22 protein-coding genes are annotated in these 21,140 nt (G+C 49.7%); 14 read left to right on the top strand and 8 right to left on the bottom strand.

The features are described from left to right. Positions 1-8: 8 nt before the first annotated feature. The 12 genes from eutR (at position 9) to ldtE (ending at position 11,198) form a co-directional block, all read left to right on the top strand. Positions 9-1,061, top strand: a complete 1,053-nt coding sequence (gene eutR, locus RHD99_RS14125) for an HTH-type transcriptional regulator EutR (RefSeq protein WP_183271711.1) — start codon at positions 9-11, stop codon at positions 1,059-1,061. A gap of 206 nt (positions 1,062-1,267) precedes the next feature. Continuing rightward, positions 1,268-1,693: a nucleoside triphosphatase NudI gene (gene nudI / locus RHD99_RS14120; RefSeq protein WP_183271710.1), complete on the top strand. Its 426-nt coding sequence runs from the start codon at positions 1,268-1,270 to the stop codon at positions 1,691-1,693. Positions 1,694-1,697: 4 nt separating this feature from the next. After that, positions 1,698-3,011 (top strand): sensor histidine kinase, encoded by a 1,314-nt coding sequence (locus tag RHD99_RS14115; RefSeq protein WP_309874643.1) that lies wholly within the window; start codon positions 1,698-1,700, stop codon positions 3,009-3,011. Next, positions 3,011-3,622 carry a response regulator transcription factor gene (locus tag RHD99_RS14110; protein WP_309879163.1) on the top strand — a complete coding sequence of 204 codons (612 nt, stop codon included), beginning with the start codon at positions 3,011-3,013 and terminating at the stop codon, positions 3,620-3,622. The genes RHD99_RS14115 and RHD99_RS14110 overlap by 1 nt, the downstream gene beginning before the upstream one ends. A gap of 101 nt (positions 3,623-3,723) precedes the next feature. Beyond that, on the top strand, positions 3,724-4,224 hold the full coding sequence (locus tag RHD99_RS14105; protein WP_309874641.1) for a GlcG/HbpS family heme-binding protein: 501 nt from the start codon (positions 3,724-3,726) through the stop codon (positions 4,222-4,224). 318 nt (positions 4,225-4,542) lie between these two features. Then, positions 4,543-4,911 (top strand): Fe-S cluster assembly scaffold SufA, encoded by a 369-nt coding sequence (gene sufA / locus RHD99_RS14100; RefSeq protein ID WP_309874639.1) that lies wholly within the window; start codon positions 4,543-4,545, stop codon positions 4,909-4,911. 8 nt (positions 4,912-4,919) lie between these two features. After that, positions 4,920-6,404 carry a Fe-S cluster assembly protein SufB gene (gene sufB, locus RHD99_RS14095; RefSeq protein ID WP_183271706.1) on the top strand — a complete coding sequence of 495 codons (1,485 nt, stop codon included), beginning with the start codon at positions 4,920-4,922 and terminating at the stop codon, positions 6,402-6,404. A gap of 16 nt (positions 6,405-6,420) precedes the next feature. Further along, positions 6,421-7,167 (top strand): Fe-S cluster assembly ATPase SufC, encoded by a 747-nt coding sequence (gene sufC / locus RHD99_RS14090; protein WP_183271705.1) that lies wholly within the window; start codon positions 6,421-6,423, stop codon positions 7,165-7,167. Next, positions 7,142-8,422: a Fe-S cluster assembly protein SufD gene (sufD, locus tag RHD99_RS14085; RefSeq protein WP_309874637.1), complete on the top strand. Its 1,281-nt coding sequence runs from the start codon at positions 7,142-7,144 to the stop codon at positions 8,420-8,422. The genes sufC and sufD overlap by 26 nt, the downstream gene beginning before the upstream one ends. After that, complete coding sequence (sufS, locus tag RHD99_RS14080) at positions 8,419-9,639, top strand: cysteine desulfurase SufS (protein ID WP_309874635.1); 1,221 nt, start codon at positions 8,419-8,421, stop codon at positions 9,637-9,639. Before sufD ends, sufS begins: the two co-directional genes overlap by 4 nt. A gap of 13 nt (positions 9,640-9,652) precedes the next feature. Continuing rightward, on the top strand, positions 9,653-10,069 hold the full coding sequence (gene sufE, locus RHD99_RS14075; RefSeq protein WP_183271702.1) for a cysteine desulfuration protein SufE: 417 nt from the start codon (positions 9,653-9,655) through the stop codon (positions 10,067-10,069). A gap of 100 nt (positions 10,070-10,169) precedes the next feature. Next, positions 10,170-11,198, top strand: a complete 1,029-nt coding sequence (gene ldtE / locus RHD99_RS14070) for a L,D-transpeptidase LdtE (protein ID WP_309874633.1) — start codon at positions 10,170-10,172, stop codon at positions 11,196-11,198. A gap of 72 nt (positions 11,199-11,270) precedes the next feature. Here ldtE and RHD99_RS14065 read toward each other — a convergent pair whose 3' ends face one another. The 3 genes from RHD99_RS14065 to ynhH all read right to left on the bottom strand — a co-directional run bounded on the left by RHD99_RS14065 (position 11,271) and on the right by ynhH (position 13,466). Next, a complete protein-coding gene (locus RHD99_RS14065) occupies positions 11,271-11,507 on the bottom strand; it encodes a major outer membrane lipoprotein (RefSeq protein ID WP_034455915.1) in 237 nt (78 codons plus the stop codon). 307 nt (positions 11,508-11,814) lie between these two features. Continuing rightward, positions 11,815-13,227: a pyruvate kinase PykF gene (gene pykF / locus RHD99_RS14060; RefSeq protein ID WP_183271700.1), complete on the bottom strand. Its 1,413-nt coding sequence runs from the start codon at positions 13,225-13,227 to the stop codon at positions 11,815-11,817. Further along, positions 13,224-13,466: a protein YnhH gene (ynhH, locus tag RHD99_RS24080; protein ID WP_442865683.1), complete on the bottom strand. Its 243-nt coding sequence runs from the start codon at positions 13,464-13,466 to the stop codon at positions 13,224-13,226. Before ynhH ends, pykF begins: the two co-directional genes overlap by 4 nt. A 260-nt stretch (positions 13,467-13,726) precedes the next feature. Between ynhH and RHD99_RS14055 the strand changes: the two genes are divergently transcribed. Together RHD99_RS14055 and RHD99_RS14050 are read left to right on the top strand one after the other, a co-directional pair. After that, positions 13,727-13,933, top strand: coding sequence for a hypothetical protein (locus tag RHD99_RS14055; RefSeq protein WP_309874629.1), 207 nt, complete (start codon positions 13,727-13,729; stop codon positions 13,931-13,933). Between the two features lie 298 nt (positions 13,934-14,231). Then, positions 14,232-14,546: a hypothetical protein gene (locus RHD99_RS14050; RefSeq protein WP_270139066.1), complete on the top strand. Its 315-nt coding sequence runs from the start codon at positions 14,232-14,234 to the stop codon at positions 14,544-14,546. 44 nt (positions 14,547-14,590) lie between these two features. On the opposite strand, the gene RHD99_RS14045 is transcribed toward RHD99_RS14050, so the two are convergent. The 5 genes from RHD99_RS14045 to RHD99_RS14025 form a co-directional block, all read right to left on the bottom strand. Further along, a complete protein-coding gene (locus RHD99_RS14045) occupies positions 14,591-16,069 on the bottom strand; it encodes a diguanylate cyclase domain-containing protein (protein WP_309874626.1) in 1,479 nt (492 codons plus the stop codon). 934 nt (positions 16,070-17,003) lie between these two features. Further along, on the bottom strand, positions 17,004-18,089 hold the full coding sequence (locus RHD99_RS14040) for a glycerol dehydrogenase (protein ID WP_309874624.1): 1,086 nt from the start codon (positions 18,087-18,089) through the stop codon (positions 17,004-17,006). 16 nt (positions 18,090-18,105) lie between these two features. Then, positions 18,106-18,870, bottom strand: coding sequence for an SDR family NAD(P)-dependent oxidoreductase (locus RHD99_RS14035; RefSeq protein WP_309874622.1), 765 nt, complete (start codon positions 18,868-18,870; stop codon positions 18,106-18,108). Next, positions 18,860-19,840 (bottom strand): C-terminal binding protein, encoded by a 981-nt coding sequence (locus RHD99_RS14030; RefSeq protein ID WP_309874621.1) that lies wholly within the window; start codon positions 19,838-19,840, stop codon positions 18,860-18,862. The genes RHD99_RS14035 and RHD99_RS14030 overlap by 11 nt, the downstream gene beginning before the upstream one ends. A 2-nt stretch (positions 19,841-19,842) precedes the next feature. Further along, positions 19,843-21,138, bottom strand: coding sequence for a TRAP transporter large permease (locus RHD99_RS14025; RefSeq protein WP_309874620.1), 1,296 nt, complete (start codon positions 21,136-21,138; stop codon positions 19,843-19,845). Positions 21,139-21,140 lie beyond the last annotated feature (2 nt).

Here is a 21,140-nt window from a genome sequence, read left to right as displayed (position 1 = left end):
AGTCGCGTATGAGTAAGAAAATCAACACTGACTTACATCATCTGCGTAAAACGGACTACGCGCGGGACGAGAAAGTGGCGCCGCTGATTGAGGATAAGTGTGTACATCGGCGCCAGACAAAAGATGTGTATGAACACGCCTGTACTATCACTGCGTGGCAGCAGCTCTATGATCAGCTTCAGCCTGGACACTTCCAGGGGGAGCTGACGGAGCTTCTGCTTGATGGCATTCAGATGTTCCGTGAGTACACCAATCTTGCCCTGCGACAGTCTTGCATGGTGTGGCCGAATGCCTTCTGGTTTGGCATTCCGGCCACCTATGGTGAAAAAGGGTTTATTGGTACTCAATTGTTGGGCAAAGAAGAGATTGCGGCGCGTCCTGGCGGGACGGAATTTGAATTGAGCACGCCTGATGAGTACACCATCCTCGGCGTGGTCATTGGTAACGATGTGCTATTTCGCAATGCAGGGCTGTTTTATCAGCCGGAAATCTTGTTTGAGCTTCTGCAAAAAAACTCAGCCCTCGATGTTTGCCCGCAGAAAAAAGAAGCTATCTGGCAATTTATACATCAGGCACTGGCGCACGGCAGCCATGACCCGGAATGTATGAGCAACGAAAATGTGCGCAAGGTGCTCACACACAATTTGCTATCGGGAATGAGTGAACTGCTGGAAAGTGCGCAGCCCGTGGTTTCTGAGCTGATGTCGCGTAAAACGAGCTATCAACGGCTGGTGTCGCAAGCGCGTGATTGCGTATTAAGTCGCACATCGGAACCCTTAACGGTGCTTGAACTTTGCAATGAGCTACATGTTAGCCGTCGTACATTGCAAAATGGTTTCCATGCGGTGCTGGGTATCGGCCCAAATGCGTGGCTTAAGACGCTGCGTCTGAATGCTGTGCGCCGGGAATTGATAAGCCCGTGGTCGACCTGGAGCACCGTGAAAGATGCCGCGATGCAATGGGGCTTCTGGCATCTCGGCCAGTTCGCCACTGACTATCAACGCTTGTTCCTGGAAAAACCCTCTGAGACGTTGCAATCACGTGGGCGGGAATGGCATTGAGGTGCTGGGTTGGAAAATGACAACCGCCCTTAACTGGGCGGATAGTCGGGCATTTCGCAAAGATTGATTCCGTACTCGGTACGTTTTGGTTTGTGGAAAGCGCCTCGCAAATAATCAACTAACAGCGCCTTAAACGTGTTACCGATGAGACTCCTGAACCTGTTTCTGCTAACGTTTGCATAAACTAAAAGACATCAGGAGGTCATATGCGCCAGAGAGTTATCGTTTGCCCAATCATTGAAAACAACGGCGAAGTGTTGCTGTGCAAAATGGCAAACGACAGAGGGGTTTTCCCAGGGCAATGGGCGTTATCCGGTGGCGGAATGGAGCCGGGTGAAAATGTTGAGCAAGCGCTACTGCGTGAAATCAGCGAGGAACTGGGCGCGGAGTTGCAGATCACACGTATTACACCGTGGACGTTCTCGGACGATGTGCGGACAAAAACCTATGCAGATGGTACGAAAGAAGAAATCTACATGATCTATCTGCTATTCAACTGTGTCAGTGCTAACCGGCAGATCACTTTTAACGAAGAATTTCAGGAAATCGCCTGGGTTAAACCGGCAGATCTTCACCGCTACGATCTGAACGAAGCTACCAAAGCCACTTTTACTAAAAAAGGCTGGCTCTAGTTTTATGGTAAAGGCGCTGGTTTGGCTGATGCTCACGGCGTTATCCGGCGGCGGTGTGGTTATCTATGCGCTCTATCAGCAATACGAGGAACAAAGTGCTGAGTTCCGTATTTTGTACCGCGATATTACGGTCAAGCTTTCGCAAAACGATGTCATTCTGGCGCTGCTTTCTAACAGCAGCGACCCCGCTGTGGTGCAGAAAAAATTCCCCTATATTCTGCGCTGGCAAACCAAACCCCATGAACCGCCACGCCCGGATATAAACCCCGCCCGTGCCGGAACGTACTGGATAAATTCCCCGCAAGGTTCGTTGCTGATTGATTTACCCACATTGTTGGCTGATTTCGTTCGTTCACAAAAATTTCGGCACCTTAGCCTGAGCTGGCAGGGAACACCGCTTCTCACGCAGGGGGCTGAAGGGAAGGGGGACTGGTGGCGCTGGGAGAAAGAGGTGGCAAGTCCTTCTCAGCCGCTGAATCTGTTAGTGACAAATAACCCGGACTGGCGAAGCTTGCCCTGGTTTATGTTGGCACTGCTGGGGATTTTCTGGGCGGTGGTCATCTATTTTTATAATCAGTACCAGGCGACAAAACGCCAGCGCCATATCGCCGATTTACGAGCCCATTTTTCAGAGCTGGCGCGGTTAAATACGATGGGGGAAATTGCCGCAGGAATGGTTCATGAACTGAATCAACCGCTCACCGCTGTTCTCAGTTACTCGCAAACCGCGCAACGTCTGATTAAACAGCAGCAAGCGGAAAAGGCGGAGCCGTTGCTGGATGCGGCAGTGATGCAAACCAAGCGCATTAGCAGTTTGCTGCTGGCATTTCGCGAAAAACTGCACAGTGATGAACAGACGTTGCAACCGGTGGATTTACGTCAGATCTGGACGAGAGTAGTGATGTTGCTGGGCAATGAAATTGAGCGTGGCAACGTCAGCGTTATCAATAAAATTCCTGAGTCGTTGCCTTCGCTGATGGCATCCCCATTGGGTATTGAGCAGATATTCCATAATCTGCTCAATAACGCCATTCAGGCTCAGCAGCAAACGGATAAAGCCTGGGTCACCGTCAGCGCCAGCCAAACCGAGAGCCATATCATTTTGACTGTCACCGACGGCGGACCAGGGCTGAGCGAACAGGCATTACAGCAGGTGTTTATGCCTTTCTTCACCACCAAAAAAGAGGGGCTTGGCCTGGGTATGGCGCTGACCGAGACGCTGGTGCAGCGGTATAACGGCAGCATTCAGGCCGATAATAGCGCGACCGGAGGGGCGTGTTTTACCCTGATATTTCCCCTTATTCAATCGGAGGCATGATTGTGCAACGCATCTATCTTATTGATGACGATGAAGCGATACGCTTTTCGTTAACGGCACTGCTCGCGACGATGGGTTGGGAAACGCAAAGCTATGATAGCGTGCAGAGTTTTCAGGAGTCTGAATCTAATCTTATGACTCTCAACGGCTGCTTGCTGTTGGATATTCGGATGCCCGGTAAGTCGGGTATTACACTCCTGGAAAACTGGCAGCAAATGGGGAGTACGCTGCCGGTTATCATGATGACAGGCCATGGCAGCATTGACCTTTGCCGTCGCGCGTTTAAAAACGGAGCATTCGAGTTTCTGACCAAACCCGTTGATGCCGACCTTCTGATTGAAACGGTGGGGGCGGCGCTCGAACAACAGAAACTGAGTCAGCAACAGCGTGCAAGTAAGGCCGATTTGCAGACAAAACTGGCAACGCTTTCTGCCCGTGAACAAGAAGTGATGGCGCTGATCATGCAGGGGAAATCGAACAAAGAGATGGCGAGAGACCTTTCGTTATCTCCACGAACCGTAGAAGCCCATCGTGCCAGCCTGTTTGCGCGGCTTGAGATTAATTCGCTGGCGAAACTGATAAAAATCTACGGTGGTTTGACGGGTAAGTAAAATTACCTGGTTTTCCAGGTAGTCACCCGAATGGTTTCTCTGATTGCGCCTGGTTACCTTAACTCATGTAAATTAATCACACCGAGTTGAGAGACGAAACCATGAAAAATTCCATCCTGTTCGCCGCTGCCCTGTTCAGCAGCGCAGCCGCAATGCCCGCTTTTGCCAGCAACGTTCTGACTGAAAAGAACCTCTCACTCGAGTTTGCCGATAAACTCGCCCAAAGCGCAATTCAGGCCTGTAGTGCCAAAAATTATAACGTCGCGGTGACGGTGGTGGATCGCGCCGGCGTGGTTAAAACAATTAAACGTATGGATAACGCAGGCCCGCATACCGTTGAAGCCAGCCGTATGAAAGCGTATACCGCGCTGACAACCAAAAATGCCACTGGTGATGTAATGAAGAGTGCGCAGGAGAACGCCGGTGCACAGAATATGCGTGATATCCCAGGTTTCTTGCTGTTGGGTGGAGGCGTGCCGGTGAAAGTCGATAACCAGACCATCGGTGCCATTGGTATCGGCGGTGCACCGGGTGGCCATCTGGACCAACAATGTGCGGTTGACGCCCTTGAAGCCAATAAATCACTGCTCAACGCTTCCTGATTTTTTTATCCAACGCAGGTTTCCCAGACCTGCGTTCGTTTTTTTTAGCTCCTGCCTTTTGTAATAATTGGTATTTTCTATACATCTTTTACTTTTTATCTCCTGAGCTTTCCATTCAAAGATAAATTCTCTTTATTTCATTAGCTTAATAAGCACAACTCACCCTCTGCAAGAGTTTCAACAGGGTCTATCCTTAGTTAAGACGCCTAAAATTCGAGCATTTCGTGAATACCCCTGTTATCAGGATGTTGTATTGATAATAGTTATCATTAACATGGGGTATTGGCCGTTGGGCGGCAAAACATCAAGAGGTGAATTATGGATGTGCAAACCGGTAGCTTCGATCCCAGTGAATTTGCCTGGAAGGGGCTGACGTTAACCCCTGATGCTGCGGCACATATTCGCAAACTGGCAAGCCAGCAGCCCGGCTTTCTCGGCGTACGTCTGGGCATTAAACAGACAGGTTGCGCGGGGTTCGGCTACGTGCTGGATACCGTAAAAGAGCCTAAAGCCGACGACCTCCTTTTTGAAGAGGGCGGCGCGAAACTATGGGTTCCGCTTTCTGCGATGCCGTTTATCGACGGGACGGAAGTCGATTATGTGCGCGAAGGATTAAATGAAATATTTAAATTTAACAACCCGAAAGCCCAGCACGAATGCGGTTGTGGTGAAAGCTTTGGGGTGTAGGCGGGATTATGTCACGTAACACTGAAACGACTGAAGAAGTGAAAACCTGGGCGGGCGGCCATCAGTACAAAGAAGGTTTTTTCACCCAGCTTAAAACTGACGAACTGGAACACGGCATCAACGAAGATGTGGTGCGGGCGATTTCTGCGCGTCGTAATGAGCCTGAATGGATGCTGGAATTTCGCCTGAGCGCTTATCGTGCCTGGCTTGAGATGGAAGAACCTCACTGGCTGAAAGCGCATTACGAAAAACTTAACTATCAGGATTACAGCTATTACTCAGCCCCTTCGTGCGGCAGCTGTGACGATAATTGTGAATCCCAGCCCGGTGCGGTTCAACAGCCGGGAGGCAACGCTTATTTGACCGGCGAAGTGGAAGAGGCGTTTAACCAGCTCGGTGTGCCGGTGCGCGAAGGTTCAAATGTGGCCGTGGATGCCATTTTTGACTCGGTTTCGGTCGCGACGACTTATCGTGAAAAACTCTCTGAACAGGGGATTATTTTCTGCTCTTTCGGTGAGGCGATTCATGAGTTTCCTGAACTGGTGCAAAAATATCTCGGTACCGTGGTTCCCAGTAACGATAACTTTTTTGCCGCGCTGAATGCGGCGGTAGCATCTGATGGCACCTTTATTTATGTACCAAAAGGCGTGCGTTGCCCGATGGAGCTTTCGACCTATTTCCGGATTAACGCCGAAAAAACCGGTCAGTTCGAACGCACCATTTTAGTGGCGGACGAAGGCAGCTATGTCAGCTACATCGAAGGGTGCTCCGCGCCGGTGCGCGACAGCTATCAGCTGCACGCCGCGGTCGTGGAAGTCATCATTCATAAAGACGCTGAAGTGAAATATTCCACAGTGCAAAACTGGTTCCCTGGGGACGGCAATACTGGCGGGATCCTTAACTTCGTGACCAAGCGTGCGTTGTGTGAAGGGGCAAACAGCAAAATGTCCTGGACGCAGTCCGAAACTGGCTCGGCTATTACCTGGAAATACCCCAGTGTGATATTGCGCGGTGATAACTCTATCGGCGAGTTTTTCTCCGTCGCGCTGACCGCCGGGAACCAGCAGGCCGATACCGGCACCAAGATGATCCACATCGGCAAAAACACCAAATCGACGATTATCTCGAAAGGTATCTCCGCCGGACACAGCCAGAACAGTTATCGCGGGCTGGTGAAAATCATGCCAACCGCGACCAACGCCCGTAACTTTACCCAGTGCGATTCAATGCTCATCGGGCCAGACAGCGGAGCGCATACCTTCCCGTATGTCGAATGCCGCAACAACACCGCCCAGCTTGAACATGAAGCGACAACCTCGCGTATCGGGGAAGACCAGTTGTTCTACTGCCTGCAACGCGGAATAGCGCAGGATGATGCGATTTCAATGATCGTCAATGGATTCTGCAAAGATGTGTTCTCGGAATTACCGCTCGAGTTTGCGGTGGAAGCACAAAAATTATTAGCGATTAGCCTTGAACACAGCGTCGGATAAGAATTAAGGGAAAACTATGCTGAGCATTAAAGATTTACAGGTAAGCGTTGAGGACAAAGAGATCCTGCGCGGTTTGAGTCTGGAGATAAAACCTGGCGAAGTGCACGCGATTATGGGGCCGAACGGCTCAGGGAAAAGTACGCTTTCTGCAACGCTTGCCGGGCGTGAAGATTACGAAGTCACCGGCGGCCAGGTGCATTTTAAAGGCAAAGACTTGCTGGAGTTATCGCCGGAAGACCGCGCGGGTGAAGGCATTTTCATGGCATTCCAGTATCCAGTGGAAATTCCAGGCGTGAGTAATCAGTTCTTTTTGCAGACCGCGCTGAATGCGGTGCGCAAATACCGTGGGCTGGACGATCTCGACCGTTTCGATTTTCAGGACTTGATGGAAGAAAAAATCAAATTGCTGAAAATGCCGGAAGACTTACTGAGCCGCTCGGTGAACGTAGGCTTCTCCGGTGGTGAGAAAAAGCGTAACGATATTCTACAAATGGCGGTTCTCGAACCTGAACTTTGCATTCTGGATGAATCAGATTCGGGGCTGGATATTGATGCGCTGAAAATTGTTGCTGAAGGGGTGAATTCACTGCGCGATGGTCACCGAGCTTTTGTCATCGTTACGCACTATCAGCGTATTCTCGACTACATCAAACCTGATTTTGTCCATGTGCTTTATCAGGGCAGGATCGTGAAATCAGGAGATTTCAGTCTGGTGAAACAACTGGAGGAGCAGGGTTATGGCTGGCTTACCGAACAGCAGTAACGGCAACGCTCTGCAACAGTGGCACCACCTGTTTGAAACACAGGGCTCAATGCGCAGCAAAGAAGCCCAGGAACATATGCAGCAAATGCTGCGCCTGGGGCTGCCAACACGCAAACATGAGAACTGGAAATACACACCGCTTGAAGGGTTGCTCAATAACCAGTTTGTGTTGCCTGCATCGGAAGCGTTAAGCGAAATTCAACGTAACGCACTGGCATTACCGTTGGACGCGTGGCGTCTGGTCTTTGTGGATGGGCGATTTAGCCGCGAGTTGAGCGACGATCTGACCAACAGCGGGTTTGATATCACCATTGATACCCAGCGAGCGTCGTTGCCTGCTGCGGTGCAGGGCGAGGTGTTCTTGCACCTTACCGAAAGCCTGGCTGAAACGGTGACGCACATTCGCGTTTCCCGCAATGACAGCCCCGCTAAAGCTCTGCTGCTCATGCATGTTAGCCGTGGCAGCGCGCAGGATGAGATGAATACCGCGCACTATCGCCATCACTTATCGCTTGGCGAAGGGGCCCGTGCGACAGTTATTGAACATTTCGTCAGCCTTGATGAGCACGCGCATTTTACCGGGGCGCGTTTCACCGCGGATGTGGCGGCAAATAGCCAATTGCATCACTACAAACTGGCGTTTGAAAACGCGCAAAGTTATCACTTCGCTCATAACGATGTGGTCATCGGCCAGGATGCCACGGTTGAGAGCAATAGCTTTCTGCTTGGGGCGGCGGTGTTGCGCCACAACACCAGTTCGCAACTTAACGGTGAAAACACTCAACTTCGTATCAACAGCCTGGCGCTGCCGATAAATAACGAAGTGTGCGATACCCGCACCTGGCTTGAGCACAACAAGGGTTACTGCAACAGCCGCCAGTTGCATAAAACTATCGTCCGCGACAAAGGGCGCGCGGTGTTTAACGGCATGATCAACGTGGCGCAGCATGCGATTAAAACTGACGGGCAGATGACCAACAACAACTTGTTGCTCGGGCGTCTGGCGGAAGTGGACACCAAGCCGCAACTGGAAATTTATGCCGATGATGTGAAATGCAGCCACGGAGCCACCATTGGCCGCATCGATGACGAACAGATGTTCTACCTGCGTTCGCGCGGGATTAAAGAGCAGGCTGCAATGCAGATGATCATTTATGCCTTTGCCGCAGAGCTAACGGAAAATATTCGCGACGAAGCATTGAAACAGCAAGTGCTGGCGAGGATCGGCCAGCGCTTTGCAGGGGGAGAAGCATGAGTTTTTCCATCGAACGGGTGCGGGCTGATTTTCCAATTTTGAGCCGCGAAGTGAACGGGCAGCCGCTGGTCTATTTAGACAGTGCCGCCAGCGCGCAAAAGCCGCAGGCGGTTATCGACGCGGAGCTGGATTTTTACAGCCATGGTTACGCAGCGGTGCATCGCGGCATTCATACCCTGAGCGCGGAAGCAACACAGCTAATGGAGAATGTGCGCAACCAGGTTTCACGCTTTATTAATGCGCGGACGCCGGAAGAAATTGTTTTTGTTCGCGGTACGACCGAAGGCATTAACCTGGTCGCCAATAGTTGGGGGCGCGCCAATATTCATGCTGGAGATAACATTATTATTTCCACTATGGAGCACCACGCCAATATCGTGCCATGGCAAATTCTCTGCGAGCATACGGGCGCAACATTACGTGTGATCCCGCTTAATCAGGACGGTACGCTGCAGTTGGACGTGTTCCCGACGCTGATTGACGAACATACCAAACTGCTGGCGATAACCCAGGTTTCGAACGTGTTGGGCACTGAAAACCCAGTACAGGAGATGATCGCGATTGCCCATCAGGCTGGGGTGAAAGTGCTGGTGGATGGCGCACAGGCCATCATGCATCACGCCATCGACGTGCAGGCGATGGATTGTGATTTCTATCTGTTCTCCGGCCACAAAATTTATGGCCCAACGGGTATCGGTGTGCTGTATGCACGCGAGGAAATCCTGCAAAACATGCCACCGTGGGAAGGAGGCGGATCGATGATTGCGAGTGTCAGTCTGACCGCTGGCACCACTTACGCAGCCGCACCGTGGCGTTTTGAAGCGGGTACGCCCAATACCGCGGGCATTATCGGTCTGGGTGCCGCCTTGCGCTATGTCGAGAGCCTTAATTTGTCCGAAGTGAGCGAGTATGAGCAATCGCTTATGCGGTATGCACAGCAGGCGTTAAAAACGGTTCCAGACCTGACGATTTATGGCCCAGACCAACGCCTCGGTGTAATCGCGTTTAATCTGGGCAAACACCACGCCTACGACGTGGGGAGTTTCCTCGATAACTATGGCGTTGCGGTTCGCACCGGACACCATTGCGCGATGCCATTAATGGCGTTTTACAAGGTTCCGGCGATGTGCCGCGCTTCGTTCGCCATGTATAACACTGAAGAAGAGGTGGATCGCCTGGTGGTAGGTTTGCAGCGCATCCATCGTCTGCTGGGCTAACAGGGAGAAAGCCATGGCTAATTTGCCAGACAAAGAAAAGTTGCTGAAAAATTTCAGTCGGTGCAGCAACTGGGAAGACAAGTATCTCTACATCATAGAACTCGGCGGACGGCTTCCGGAGTTCCCTGACAGTGAGCGCATAGCTGAAAATACCATTCAGGGCTGCCAGAGTCAGGTGTGGATTGTGATGCACCAACAGCCTGATGGTGTCATGACGCTTGAGGGTGACAGTGACGCAGCCATCGTCAAAGGGCTGATTGCAATCGTGTTTATTCTCTACCAACAGATGACTGCGCAGGATATTGTCGTGTTTGATGTCCGCCCCTGGTTTGAGAAACTTGAGCTGGCTCAGCATCTTACACCGTCTCGCTCCCAAGGGCTTGAAGCAATGATCCGCGCAATCCGCACCAAAGCCGCCAATCTTAGCTAAACTCAAAGAACAGCTTTCATCCTGTTAACGCGAGGTAATTTTATTGCCTCGCACGGCTTTCAGCATTCCGGCACTTAGTCGGTGAATACAGGAATTCAGTATGAAACGCGCGTTCTCTCAAATAACATTAGTTTTGATAAGTGCTCTGGCTGCTAGCCAGTCAGCATGGGCTGTTGACTATTTATTGCCTCCACCGGGTAGCCGAATAATAGGTGAAAATCAAACCTACATAGTTCCGAATGACGGTAAAAACCTTGAGGCAGTCGCCGCGAAATATAATACCGGTGTGTTACTGCTGATTGAGGCAAACAATACCGTTGATCCCTGGTTACCAAAACCTGGCAGCGAATTAACGATACCGTCGCAAATGATCCTACCGGATGCACCACGCGTGGGTATTGTTATCAATCTTGCTGAGTTGAGGTTGTATTATTATCCGCCAGGGCAGAATCGTGTTGAAGTTTATCCGCTGGGTATTGGGCAGCTTGGGAGAGAAACACCAGTGATGGTGACTCGAGTCAGCCAGAGGATCCCTAATCCAACCTGGACGCCAACGGCAAATATCCGCGCACGTTCAGCAGCGCAAGGCATAACGCTGCCTGCGATGGTGCCAGCAGGGCCAAATAACCCTCTTGGACGCTACGCACTGCGTCTTGAGCAGGGTGGTGGTGAATACCTGATTCACGGTACCAATGCGCGTAATAGCATTGGCTTGCGTGTGAGCTCGGGATGTATGCGTATGCGTGCACCCGATATCAAGGCCGTGTTTAGCCAGGTTTCCGTGGGGACTCGCGTACAGATAATTAATGAACCCGTAAAATTCACCACAGAGCCGGATGGAAGGCGCTATGTTGAAGTGCATCAGCCGCTATCGCGCAATGATTGGGAAAATCCACAAACCGTCCCGATTGCAATTTCCGCGTCCTTTGGCTCATTTATCGATAACCCATTGAGCGACAAAGCGCAGGTGGATAGTGCCATCGTAAGGCGTGCGGGTTATCCGGTACTGGTTAATGCGCCACAAGGTGTCCCATCACAACCGGTGAATATTACCCCGATACAGGGCGTCAGGACGACCACAGGCAGTGGGAGCATGTTAAGTGGGCAAAGTAGTGTGGTGATGAATTAGAGAGGTTCTGAGTGCGGGAGATTAAGGCAAAAAAAATGGCGCACAATGTGCGCCATTTTAATACAAGTACTCTTACTTACGGTAAGAGTGAGCTTGGTTGTCCAGACGCTGGTTAGCGCGTGCTGCGTCGTCTTTAGCAGCTTGAACGTCAGAACGCATTGCGTTCACGTCGTTGCTCAGCTGATCAACTTTAGCGTTCAGAGTCTGAACGTCAGAAGACAGTTGATCGATTTTAGCGTTAGAAGAACAACCTGCCAGCATAGTAGAAGCCAGGATTACCGCGCCCAGTACCAGTTTAGTACGATTCATTATTAATACCCTCTAGATTGAGTTAATCTCCATGTAGCGTTACAAGTATTACACAAAGTTTTTTATCTTGAGAATAAATTTTTGATGGGAATGCACTTAAATTTGATCGTTCGCTCAAAGAAACACCGAACTGAGGGTAAAACCTAAAAAAAATAGAAAAAACAGGGGATTTTAATCGGATTCTTCTTAGTAAAATGAGACTTAAATAGATCAGGCCGATTTGATTTTTAGTTCGGAACAGCTATCAAAGCGAATAAAAAAAGCGCCCGAAGGCGCTTTTAAAGCAAATTATTCGTTCGCAGTAAATTTACAGTACGTGAACGGACGCAGTATTGGTTGTACCACTTGGTACCAGAGCACCAGAAACCATCACTACGATGTCGCCTTTGCGAGCCAGACCGCTTTCCAAAGCAACTTCTTTACCCAGACGATAGAAATCATCAGTAGAAGCGATTTCTTTAACCAGCTGAGGAATCACACCTTTGCTCAGAACTAACTGGCGAGCAGTCACTTCATTGGTGGTCAGAGCCAGGATGGTTGCATTCGGGAAGTATTTACGCACAGCTTTAGCTGATTTACCGCCTTGAGTTGCAACAACAATGACTGGAGCTTCCAGATTTTCTGCAGTTTCAACTGCACCGCGGCAAACTGCTTCAGTGATGCGCAGTTTACGGCTGTCATGGTTGTTATCCAGACGGCTGGTCATCACGCGGTCAGTACGCTCACAGATGGTTGCCATGATAGTCACAGCTTCCAGTGGGTATTTACCTTTCGCAGACTCACCAGACAGCATTACTGCGTCGGTGCCGTCAATGATGGCGTTAGCAACGTCGCCCGCTTCTGCGCGAGTAGGGCGTGGGTTTTTGATCATGGAGTCGAGCATCTGAGTTGCAGTGATAACAACTTTACGTGCGCGAACACATTTCTCGATCATCATCTTCTGAGCGAAGATAACTTCTTCAACTGGGATTTCAACGCCCAGGTCACCACGAGCAACCATGATGCCATCAGAAGCTTCGAGGATTTCGTCGAAGTTGTTCAGGCCTTCCTGGTTTTCGATTTTAGAGATGATCTGGATGTTTTCGCCGCCGTGAGCTTTTAAATGCTCGCGGATTTCAACTACATCAGAACGTTTACGAATAAAGGACGCAGCAACGAAGTCAACGCCTTGTTCGCAACCGAAGATCAGATCTTGTTTGTCTTTTTCAGCCAGAGCTGGCAGAGCGATAGAAACACCTGGCAGGTTAACGCCTTTGTTCTCGCCCAGGTCGCCGTTGTTCAGTACTTTACAAACAACGTTTTTACCTTCGATAGCCGTAACTTCCATACCGATCAGACCATCGTCAACCAGTACAGTGTTGCCCACGTTCAGGTCGCTGGTGAAACCTTCGTAAGTTACAGCAACGATATCGCTGTTACCGACAACAGTTTTGTCAGTAGTGAAAGTAAAGGTCTGGCCCGCTTTCAGAGAAACGTCTTTGCCGCCTTCCAGTTTGATGGTACGGATTTCAGGACCTTTGGTGTCCAGCAGAATTGCTGCTTTTTTACCTGAAGTCGCCATGACGTTGCGCAGGTTCTTGATACGCTGACCGTGTTCTTCGTAGTCACCGTGGGAGAAATTCAGACGCATTACGTTCATGCCAGCATCAAGCATTTTGCTCAGCATTTCTTCGGATTCGGTTTTTGGACCGATGGTGCAAACAATTTTAGTCTTTTTCATGACAGTCTTATCTGTAAGTTGAGAAGGATTGTGAAAATTCGGTTCCGGTCGATACGGGCGCCGGAGCGCAAACAAATGCTGGTATTGTTCAAGTGCCACCCGCTACTAAGGATAGGTGACAGAAATAAAGCGTGCAGAGGAAAGTGTGCTTGCGGTTCAGCCTGTCGAAGAGATTGATGACTTTTTAGTGTAGTAGGACAGTTCAATGCGCTGAAACCATTCAAGTGGGGATCGCGCATATTATAGGGGCAACTTGCCTCGAAAGGAATTAAAAACGCTGTTTCAAATTTAGAATGCGCACAAATACACCGATGTGTTATCAGTGCGTTAAATGAGTATTAAAAAATTGATGAGCTTAAGCAGGGGTTATGTACATCATCAACAAAGCGCAGTCAGCGCCTCAACTATTAATATCAAATTTAAATGATTTATTAAAATTTATTTGCGTAGAATAGGGATTATGTTCCCCGTTTTCCCCCATCAGTGAAAAAGTTTTGTAATGATTAAGTTAATAATTCCCAGTGTTATTGTGGTGGCATTCTCACTTGCTTGTGCTAACGGCCCTGCAAAACGAATTGCGGCATGTGAACACCAGGGGGAAAGTGATGGCGTCTGTGCTGCACATGAATGGAATTTTGCGATGGAAACCCCTTTCCCGGACAACGACCTTTCTACCCTGGCACAGCGTGTAATCCCCAGTCACTAACTCTTAATGCTGACTGAATTAGCATTGCTGTTCTGGTGGATAACCGTATGCCAACGACGTGCGGAAGACATTCGTTTGTTGCCCATTAGTAATAACAAAATAACAAATGGAGAGCGTGATTAATTAATCATTCACAGATGAACATTTAAACATCGATTCACTTGAATTCTTTTCAACTTAAGGCTTATTAATGTTTATAAGCTTGATTAGGTTATTTCTTAACTACATTATTATTGTGCAATGGATGGGAGGTAAATGAATTACCTCTGAGTGTTCTTATTAATCACGGATTTGGATTATGTTGCCAATGGAAATGGAAGAAGATGTTGTCCTGCGGGTAAAAGGCATGGAAAAAATGCTGGAAGGAATTGTCCGCGAACTCAAAGCTAACAAGGGTGTTGTCGATGAGTTTATTCGGGATGATATCGCTAGATTCCGACATTGTTCAAAAGATGTAATATCGCACCATGTTCAGGCTTCTCGCAGCGTACGTAAAAGATTGGAAGATGCCACCATCCATTCTCAGAAACGTGTGCGTAAAACAGCACAGAACAACTTGTTATATGGTGTCTTGTGCGGAATGTCTTTCTGCATGATTCTTCAATTAATGTAATAAATATGGATATATTTAGGGAGAAAATTATCTTTCTCCCTTTTTTATATGTGTGACTCATTTGGAATAATGGGAATGTCGTGAGATGGCGTCATCGCCATGCCTTGAGTATAAAAATGGAAGCAGTTGCGGCCGAAGCTTTTAGAGGAGTAAAGCGCGAGATCGGCGTGGGCGAACAAATCTTCACGGGTTAGACCATGCTGTGGTGCACAAGAAATCCCGATACTGCTGCTGATGGCAAAGGTATGCCCGCTACATATAAAGGGCGTATTAAGGGCGGCTAACACCTTTTCCGCCAGCGCTTGCGCTTCTGAAATTGCGTCGCCATTGACCTGCTGAAGAATGGCAAATTCGTCGCCACCGAGTCGGATGGCCATATCACCTTCGCCAAGTTGTGCAGACAAACGAGCAGCGGATTCGATGAGCAGTTCATCGCCAACGATGTGCCCATAAGTATCATTGACAGGCTTGAAGTGGTCTAAATCGATCAGCAAAAGATTAAAGATATTCCCTTCGGATCTCAGTTTGATCAGCCTTTCGTCGATGGAGTTTCGATAGGCAACTCTATTGGGCAGTTGCGTCAGGGAATCATGGTGTGCCATGTACTCCATTTTTTGCGCCATCTCCTGCATGCGTTGCAAATAGCCACGGTCAACCATGGCAACACGCAACTTTTCTATCGTTTTTGCCAGTTCACCTATCTCATCGTCTTGAGACTGGAATGGGGTGACCTGATCGGTTTTTTCATCGGCTATCAAGCTCACTGCCTGGATAAGGCGGGGAACCGGGCGAAAGAGCTTACGCACCAGCCAGTTAACCACCACCACCGTCGCGACGAGGATCAATATCAACATTAGCAAGGTGTGTGTTAACAATTGATTATGGGTAGCTGAAAGTGCATCACGTTCACCGATACTGGTGACCACTGCACCTATGGTCGTGCCTGATAAATTAACGATGGGGATCGAACCGACGAAATAATCTTTCCCGTTGAGCGTGGCAAATCCACGGTAATACTCTTTTAATGCAAAGTGGCCCGTTTTATCATCAGTCGTGGTTATTCTTTGTTCTGACTGAGTATCGATAAAACCGTTTTTATCGTCATAAAACAATAGCCACGTTGGATTATGGGTTTGTGTTGAAACCAACGTGAGAATGTCAGCTGGGTTAAAACCCGTCTGGATCATGCTTTCGTCATCCCATAGTGGCCTTTCGGATTCAATGGCGACGACCTGACCTTCGCTATTGGATTTAACGGAAACCGAAGTGTAGATATTGCGAATGATATAACTGGTGATTTGTGAATTGGTAGCAGCCTGCTTAAACCACTGCTCGTGAGAAATGCGATTCACTTCAAAAAAACCGGCACCGGAACCGACGCCATAGGCAATCAACACCCCCAGCATCAAGTAAACTGCCACTTTTCCGGTAATCGAATGATACCAGTGATGTTTCCCTTGTATATTGAACCCCTTATTTGAAGGCGGCACAACGTCATGATGAATGAGCTCTTTATCAACCATTGTTCTATTCGTACTCTTTTAAAGTGATTAAAGAAGGCTCAAGAGGGAAGCTAAAATATATAAACTGTTATTTATTGTTGCTTATATGAATACATCAATGGCACATTGTTTTTTTAATGTTAGTGCATTGTAATTGCATGACGAAGACGGCTTTCGCAGTGAGCTCTGGATTATAGGGTTGGCTAATTATTGCGTCAATGATAACGACGCCTTAATAAAATCATTTAAATGGCGTGATTTTTTATTTCTCGTTGTGTCTCGCAGATTTTAAATGTTGAACTTAATAGTTTTTTTATATTTTAGATCTGTCCATAAATGGCCATTCTGTTCCAACGGTAGTGATTTTATAAAGTATGTGTGGTGCTGTTGTGGGGGCGCTTGAGAGAATATAAAAAAATCCACGCTTTTGCGTGGATTTTGAATTATTTAATCTGTCAGCACACCGTATCAAATACCATGGGCATGAAAGGGATTTAGACGTTGAACCATGCTTTATGTTTTAACGTGTTGAAAATAATGCGTTTTATAATGGGTGCTGTATTTTTGTACTCATTCTTGTACTCATTCTTGTACTCATGTGCGAAAAAAGCGAGTCCGCAATGTATACATTTTGCCAAAGATTCACTTGCCAATCGTACAGGCAAGCATTGAAATTGTGCAGAATGATAAACCCGATGAACGCGATATTGCCCTGAATTGACAAGCAGTTAAGCCGCGAGTTGCATATTAACATCCACCAGACACCTCAGTAGTGATGTGATGGACGTCTCTTCCTAAAGTACCAGCGACTTTAATTGCAATGGAAATCTGCACTACCGCCCATTTCAGGGGCACGGGCAGTGATGCGTTGCGTACACAAACGTGATGACAGCCTGGGGCGGTGGCTTGGCCCGTAAAACCCCGCAGGGATATTACGGGTTTTGCATTAGGTAACTTATGTCTTTATCCCCACATTCAGCATCGCAGTAACAATTTCATCGGCACTCAGTTCTCTTTCAAAATTGCGCAGGTGTGGTGCTGCCAGCGCGCTTTCGGCGGCTGTGCGCAGCACGGTTGGGTCATCCGGGATTTGCACGCTTAGCTCTTCCAGCGTGCGGGGTAAGCCCAGTTTGGGCAGCCAGTTCCAGAGCTGGCGGAAATCCTCTTTCCCGTCGGCTTCCAGATAAAGTTGTACCATCAGGCAATACGCCACCTGATAACCATGCGGAACTTTTTCAGCCCCAGGGAAATACGGTAGTGCACGCGTCAGGCCGTGCGCCAGCGACAATCCACCGCTTTCAAATCCTAAACCTGCCAACAGAATATTGGCTTCAACCACCGCTTCAAAGCTGGCATCCGGCTCCCCGGTGCCTGCGACGTGTAAAGCATTTTCCGCATGTTCCCACAATACGGAAAAACAGGTTTCTGCAAGGGCGGAGGCGGCAAGTGTAGGACGGCCACCAAACATATTATTACCCTGAGCCTTGCGGCACTGGCGGGCTTCAAACTTTTTCGCCAGGGCATCACCCAGCCCAAAACGCAACAAGTCGGCAGGGGCGCGGGAGAGGATTTCGGTATCAACCAGCACAAACGCCGGGCTTTCTGTCAGGTGTTCAACGGCTGATATGGCGTGCTCATCGTTATAAAGCACGTAAACTTTAGATGTCGGGGAATCGGTAGAAGCCACGGTGGGTACGGTTATCACGGGTAACTCGAGCCGCCCGGCCACCGCTTTACCTGCATCCAGCGCGCGGCCGCCGCCTGTCGCAATAATCATATCCGGCTGGAATTTACTGACCTTGCTAGCCAGTTGGTTTGCCGTCTTTAGGGTCAAATCCCCGTTCAGGGTATAAATCTTGTGACTCATACCGTTCTGGCTCAACTGTTCAGTCAACTCGGTAGCTAACATATTTGCGACCAGGGGATCGGTGATAACCGCCGCTTTTTCACCGAAGGCTTGGGCAAGTTGCCCAAGGGTCTGAATGATACCAGGTCCCTGGTAATAACGGCCTGGTGCGCCAAAAATGATCTTTGTATTCATCTCTTTATCTCCTTCATCACACGCAGGCACTCAGGCCACCATCGACATATAAAATTTGCCCGTTGACGAAATTCGCCGCAGATGAGGCCAGAAACACTGCCGCGCCAGTCAGTTCATCAGCTTCACCCCAGCGCCCGGCGGGGGTGCGTTTGCACAGCCAGTCCGAGAACGCCGGATCGCCACTGAGCGCAATATTCATCTCGGTGCGGAAATAACCCGGCCCGATGCCGTTAACCTGAATGTTGTATTGCGCCCAGTCGGTACACATTCCACGGGTCAGCATTTTGACAGCCCCTTTTGAGGCGGCATAGGGAGCTATGCCTGGACGTCCCAGCTCACTCATCAGGGAACAGATGTTGATAATTTTCCCCTGACGGCGGGCAATCATCCCGCGGGCAACCGCCTGCCCGACCAGAAAGGCGCTGGTGCAGTTGGTGTTCATCACGCGCTGCCACTGGTCAACCGGAAAGGTCTCCAGCGCTTCGCGATACTGCATACCGGCGTTGTTAAGAAGGATGTCGACAGGCTGTGTATTTTCGATTTCTGCTATGGCACGGTTGACTGCGTCTGGATTTGTGACATCAAAAGGACTGATTTGCACCTCAATTCCGTCATTGCACAAAGCGCTGGCGCTACGGTGTAGGGCGTCAACATTGCGCCCGTTAAGAATGATCCGTGCACCCGCGAGCCCCAACCCGCGCGCCATGGCAAGACCCAGTCCCCGGGAGCCGCCTGTCACTAATGCCGTTTTGCCTGTCAGATCAAAGAGGTTAATTTTCATTTATCACCTTCAGTTTTGGGAGGTTAACGCAGGAGTGCGGAGGCTGTCCGCGCAGTACGCGCACGGCTTCCTGTGCCGCTTTGGTACGCAGGTCGTTCATCGAGGATTCGGCGTACCAGCCGCAATGGTCGCTGACTATCAGGTTCTCGCGCGCCAGTAATGGCGAGTTGGGGTTGATCGGTTCTTGCTCGAACACATCCAGCCCCGCGCCAAAAATGCGTTTTTCAAGCAGCGCCTGGTTGAGCGCCTTTTCGTCTATCAGCCCGCCACGACTGGTATTGAGCAAAATGCAGTCGGCGCGCATGTTTTGCAGTTCCTGTGCGCCAATCAGGTGATGGGTGTCCGGGGTGTAAGGCACATGCAGTGAAATCATCGACGCACGGGAGCAAATTTCGGCAACGGTCGCGCTCCTGACCCCGAAGCATGACAGGGTGTGTAGATCGACATAAGGGTCGTAAACCAGCACTTCGGCGGGCCTGAACCCCTGCATTTTTTCAAGCAGGCGGCGGGCAATGCGCCCAAAGCCGATTAACCCCAGCACACTGTGTTGCGGGCTGTACATCGGTTCGCGGTCATCCACTGCCCAGATGCCCTGGCGTACATCGCGGTCACGGCTTTTAAGTCGTCTTAGCAGCGTCAGATACATCGCCATCGCATGGGTACTGACTTCGTCGGTGTCGTAATCCGGTACGTTGCACAACATAATGTTACGCTGGGTCAGCGTGTCCACATCAACGGTGTTGTAACCCACGCCATAGCGAACCACGGCTTTACATTTTGTGAGGTGGTTAATCACTTCAGCGCCAAGCAGCGTGTCGCGAATCAAAATCACTTCCGCGTTAATCAAGGCTTCAGGCAAGGGATTGCCAGCGGTAATGTGTGCGGTCGTGAGTGAGAAACCTGCCGCAGCAAGCACTTGTTCTTCAGCCTGAAAATTTGAATAGGCTGGTTGCAGAATACAGGCATTCATAGTTACACCGCCCAGAGTACAATTTGTGGGAAGGCAATCAGCAAGCTTAGTGCCAGCACTTGCAAACAGATAAATGGCCAGACGCTGGCGAACATATCCCCAAGCGTGATGCCTTCGGGAGCGACGCTTTTGAGGTAGAAAATCGCCGGGCCAAACGGTGGGGAAAGGTAGGAAATCTGCATGTTCAGGCAGAACAGCACGCCGAACCACACCGGATCGTAACCGAGGGAAATGATGATCGGGACAAATATTGGCATCGTCAGCAGCGCAATACCCACCCAGTCCAGGAACATGCCCAGTAGAACCAGAATCAACATCATGATGATAATGATTAAGATGGGGGAGAGGTCGAGACCAAGTATCAGGTTTTTGACGAAATGGACGCCGCCCATCAGGTTATAGACGCCAATCAACAACGTTGCACCGACGCCAATCCAGATGATCATCCCGCAGGTGGAAAGCGTTTGCTGTAATGCGCCTTTGAGCAGAGTCAGATTTAACTCTTTGCGGAAAAAAGTAGCCAACAACATGCCTGCGACACCCACGCAGGCGCTCTCCGTGACAGAAGCAATACCTGCATAAATTGACCCCAACACGCCCGCCGCCACGATTAAGGGCAGGGCGATAGAGCGCCAGATTGCTCGCTGTTCTGCTTTAGGTATTTCATTCGGCGCGGGAGTGGGCGCAGCCCCTGGCGAGAAATACGCCCGGCATAATATGTAACTGGCGTACAGGGCAACCAGTAAAATAGTGGGGGTAATCGCACCAACAAACAGGTCGGAAATCGGCACATTGGACGTCATGCCATAGACTATCAGCACAATTGAGGGTGGCATCATGGTACCCAGCGAGCCACCTGCCAGCACTGTACCAATCGCCAGCTTTTTGTCGTAGCCCATATTGAGCATTTGCGGTAATGCCAGGATCCCCAGCAGGACAATTTCCCCGCCGATAATGCCCGACATTGCCGCCAGCACCAGTGCGACGATCAGCGTTTGCACCGCCACGCCGCCACGCAAATCACCCGATAACACACGCATCGCACGGAACAGGTCACGGGCTATTCCCGAACGATCAAGGATGGCCGCCATAAAGACAAACATCGGGACGGCGATAAAGACATATTGTGTCAGGAACGAATAAGTACGCGAGGTTAATAAGGTGATACCCGGAATACCAAAATTAAAATACGCAAAGCCCAGAGCAATTAATCCGGTCAGAAATGCCAGCGGTAAACGGGTAGGGAGCAAACCTATCAATAACAGCAAAATAAGTAGCGTCGACATCATAATAGACATTG

Origin of the sequence: Buttiauxella selenatireducens, assembly GCF_031432975.1 — a bacterium.
Lineage (GTDB): Bacteria > Pseudomonadota > Gammaproteobacteria > Enterobacterales > Enterobacteriaceae > Buttiauxella > Buttiauxella selenatireducens.
Note: the sequence above shows the minus strand (reverse complement) of the source record. Positions and strands in the feature narration are given on the sequence as shown.

Excerpts from the sequence above, each read along its gene's own strand:
- RHD99_RS14050 (WP_270139066.1), top strand. The coding sequence starts at position 14,232 with ATGTTGCCAATGGAAATGGAAGAAGATGTTGTCCTGCGGGTAAAAGGC.
- sufS (WP_309874635.1), top strand. The coding sequence starts at position 8,419 with ATGAGTTTTTCCATCGAACGGGTGCGGGCTGATTTTCCAATTTTGAGC.
- eutR (WP_183271711.1), top strand. The coding sequence starts at position 9 with ATGAGTAAGAAAATCAACACTGACTTACATCATCTGCGTAAAACGGAC.
- RHD99_RS14040 (WP_309874624.1), bottom strand. The coding sequence starts at position 18,089 with ATGAATACAAAGATCATTTTTGGCGCACCAGGCCGTTATTACCAGGGA.
- sufC (WP_183271705.1), top strand. The coding sequence starts at position 6,421 with ATGCTGAGCATTAAAGATTTACAGGTAAGCGTTGAGGACAAAGAGATC.
- ldtE (WP_309874633.1), top strand. The coding sequence starts at position 10,170 with ATGAAACGCGCGTTCTCTCAAATAACATTAGTTTTGATAAGTGCTCTG.
- sufD (WP_309874637.1), top strand. The coding sequence starts at position 7,142 with ATGGCTGGCTTACCGAACAGCAGTAACGGCAACGCTCTGCAACAGTGG.
- RHD99_RS14115 (WP_309874643.1), top strand. The coding sequence starts at position 1,698 with ATGGTAAAGGCGCTGGTTTGGCTGATGCTCACGGCGTTATCCGGCGGC.
- sufE (WP_183271702.1), top strand. The coding sequence starts at position 9,653 with ATGGCTAATTTGCCAGACAAAGAAAAGTTGCTGAAAAATTTCAGTCGG.
- RHD99_RS14030 (WP_309874621.1), bottom strand. The coding sequence starts at position 19,840 with ATGAATGCCTGTATTCTGCAACCAGCCTATTCAAATTTTCAGGCTGAA.
- ynhH (WP_442865683.1), bottom strand. The coding sequence starts at position 13,466 with ATGCGCGATCCCCACTTGAATGGTTTCAGCGCATTGAACTGTCCTACT.
- RHD99_RS14025 (WP_309874620.1), bottom strand. The coding sequence starts at position 21,138 with ATGTCTATTATGATGTCGACGCTACTTATTTTGCTGTTATTGATAGGT.
- nudI (WP_183271710.1), top strand. The coding sequence starts at position 1,268 with ATGCGCCAGAGAGTTATCGTTTGCCCAATCATTGAAAACAACGGCGAA.
- RHD99_RS14035 (WP_309874622.1), bottom strand. The coding sequence starts at position 18,870 with ATGAAAATTAACCTCTTTGATCTGACAGGCAAAACGGCATTAGTGACA.
- RHD99_RS14065 (WP_034455915.1), bottom strand. The coding sequence starts at position 11,507 with ATGAATCGTACTAAACTGGTACTGGGCGCGGTAATCCTGGCTTCTACT.
- RHD99_RS14045 (WP_309874626.1), bottom strand. The coding sequence starts at position 16,069 with ATGGTTGATAAAGAGCTCATTCATCATGACGTTGTGCCGCCTTCAAAT.
- sufB (WP_183271706.1), top strand. The coding sequence starts at position 4,920 with ATGTCACGTAACACTGAAACGACTGAAGAAGTGAAAACCTGGGCGGGC.
- pykF (WP_183271700.1), bottom strand. The coding sequence starts at position 13,227 with ATGAAAAAGACTAAAATTGTTTGCACCATCGGTCCAAAAACCGAATCC.
- sufA (WP_309874639.1), top strand. The coding sequence starts at position 4,543 with ATGGATGTGCAAACCGGTAGCTTCGATCCCAGTGAATTTGCCTGGAAG.
- RHD99_RS14105 (WP_309874641.1), top strand. The coding sequence starts at position 3,724 with ATGAAAAATTCCATCCTGTTCGCCGCTGCCCTGTTCAGCAGCGCAGCC.
- RHD99_RS14055 (WP_309874629.1), top strand. The coding sequence starts at position 13,727 with ATGATTAAGTTAATAATTCCCAGTGTTATTGTGGTGGCATTCTCACTT.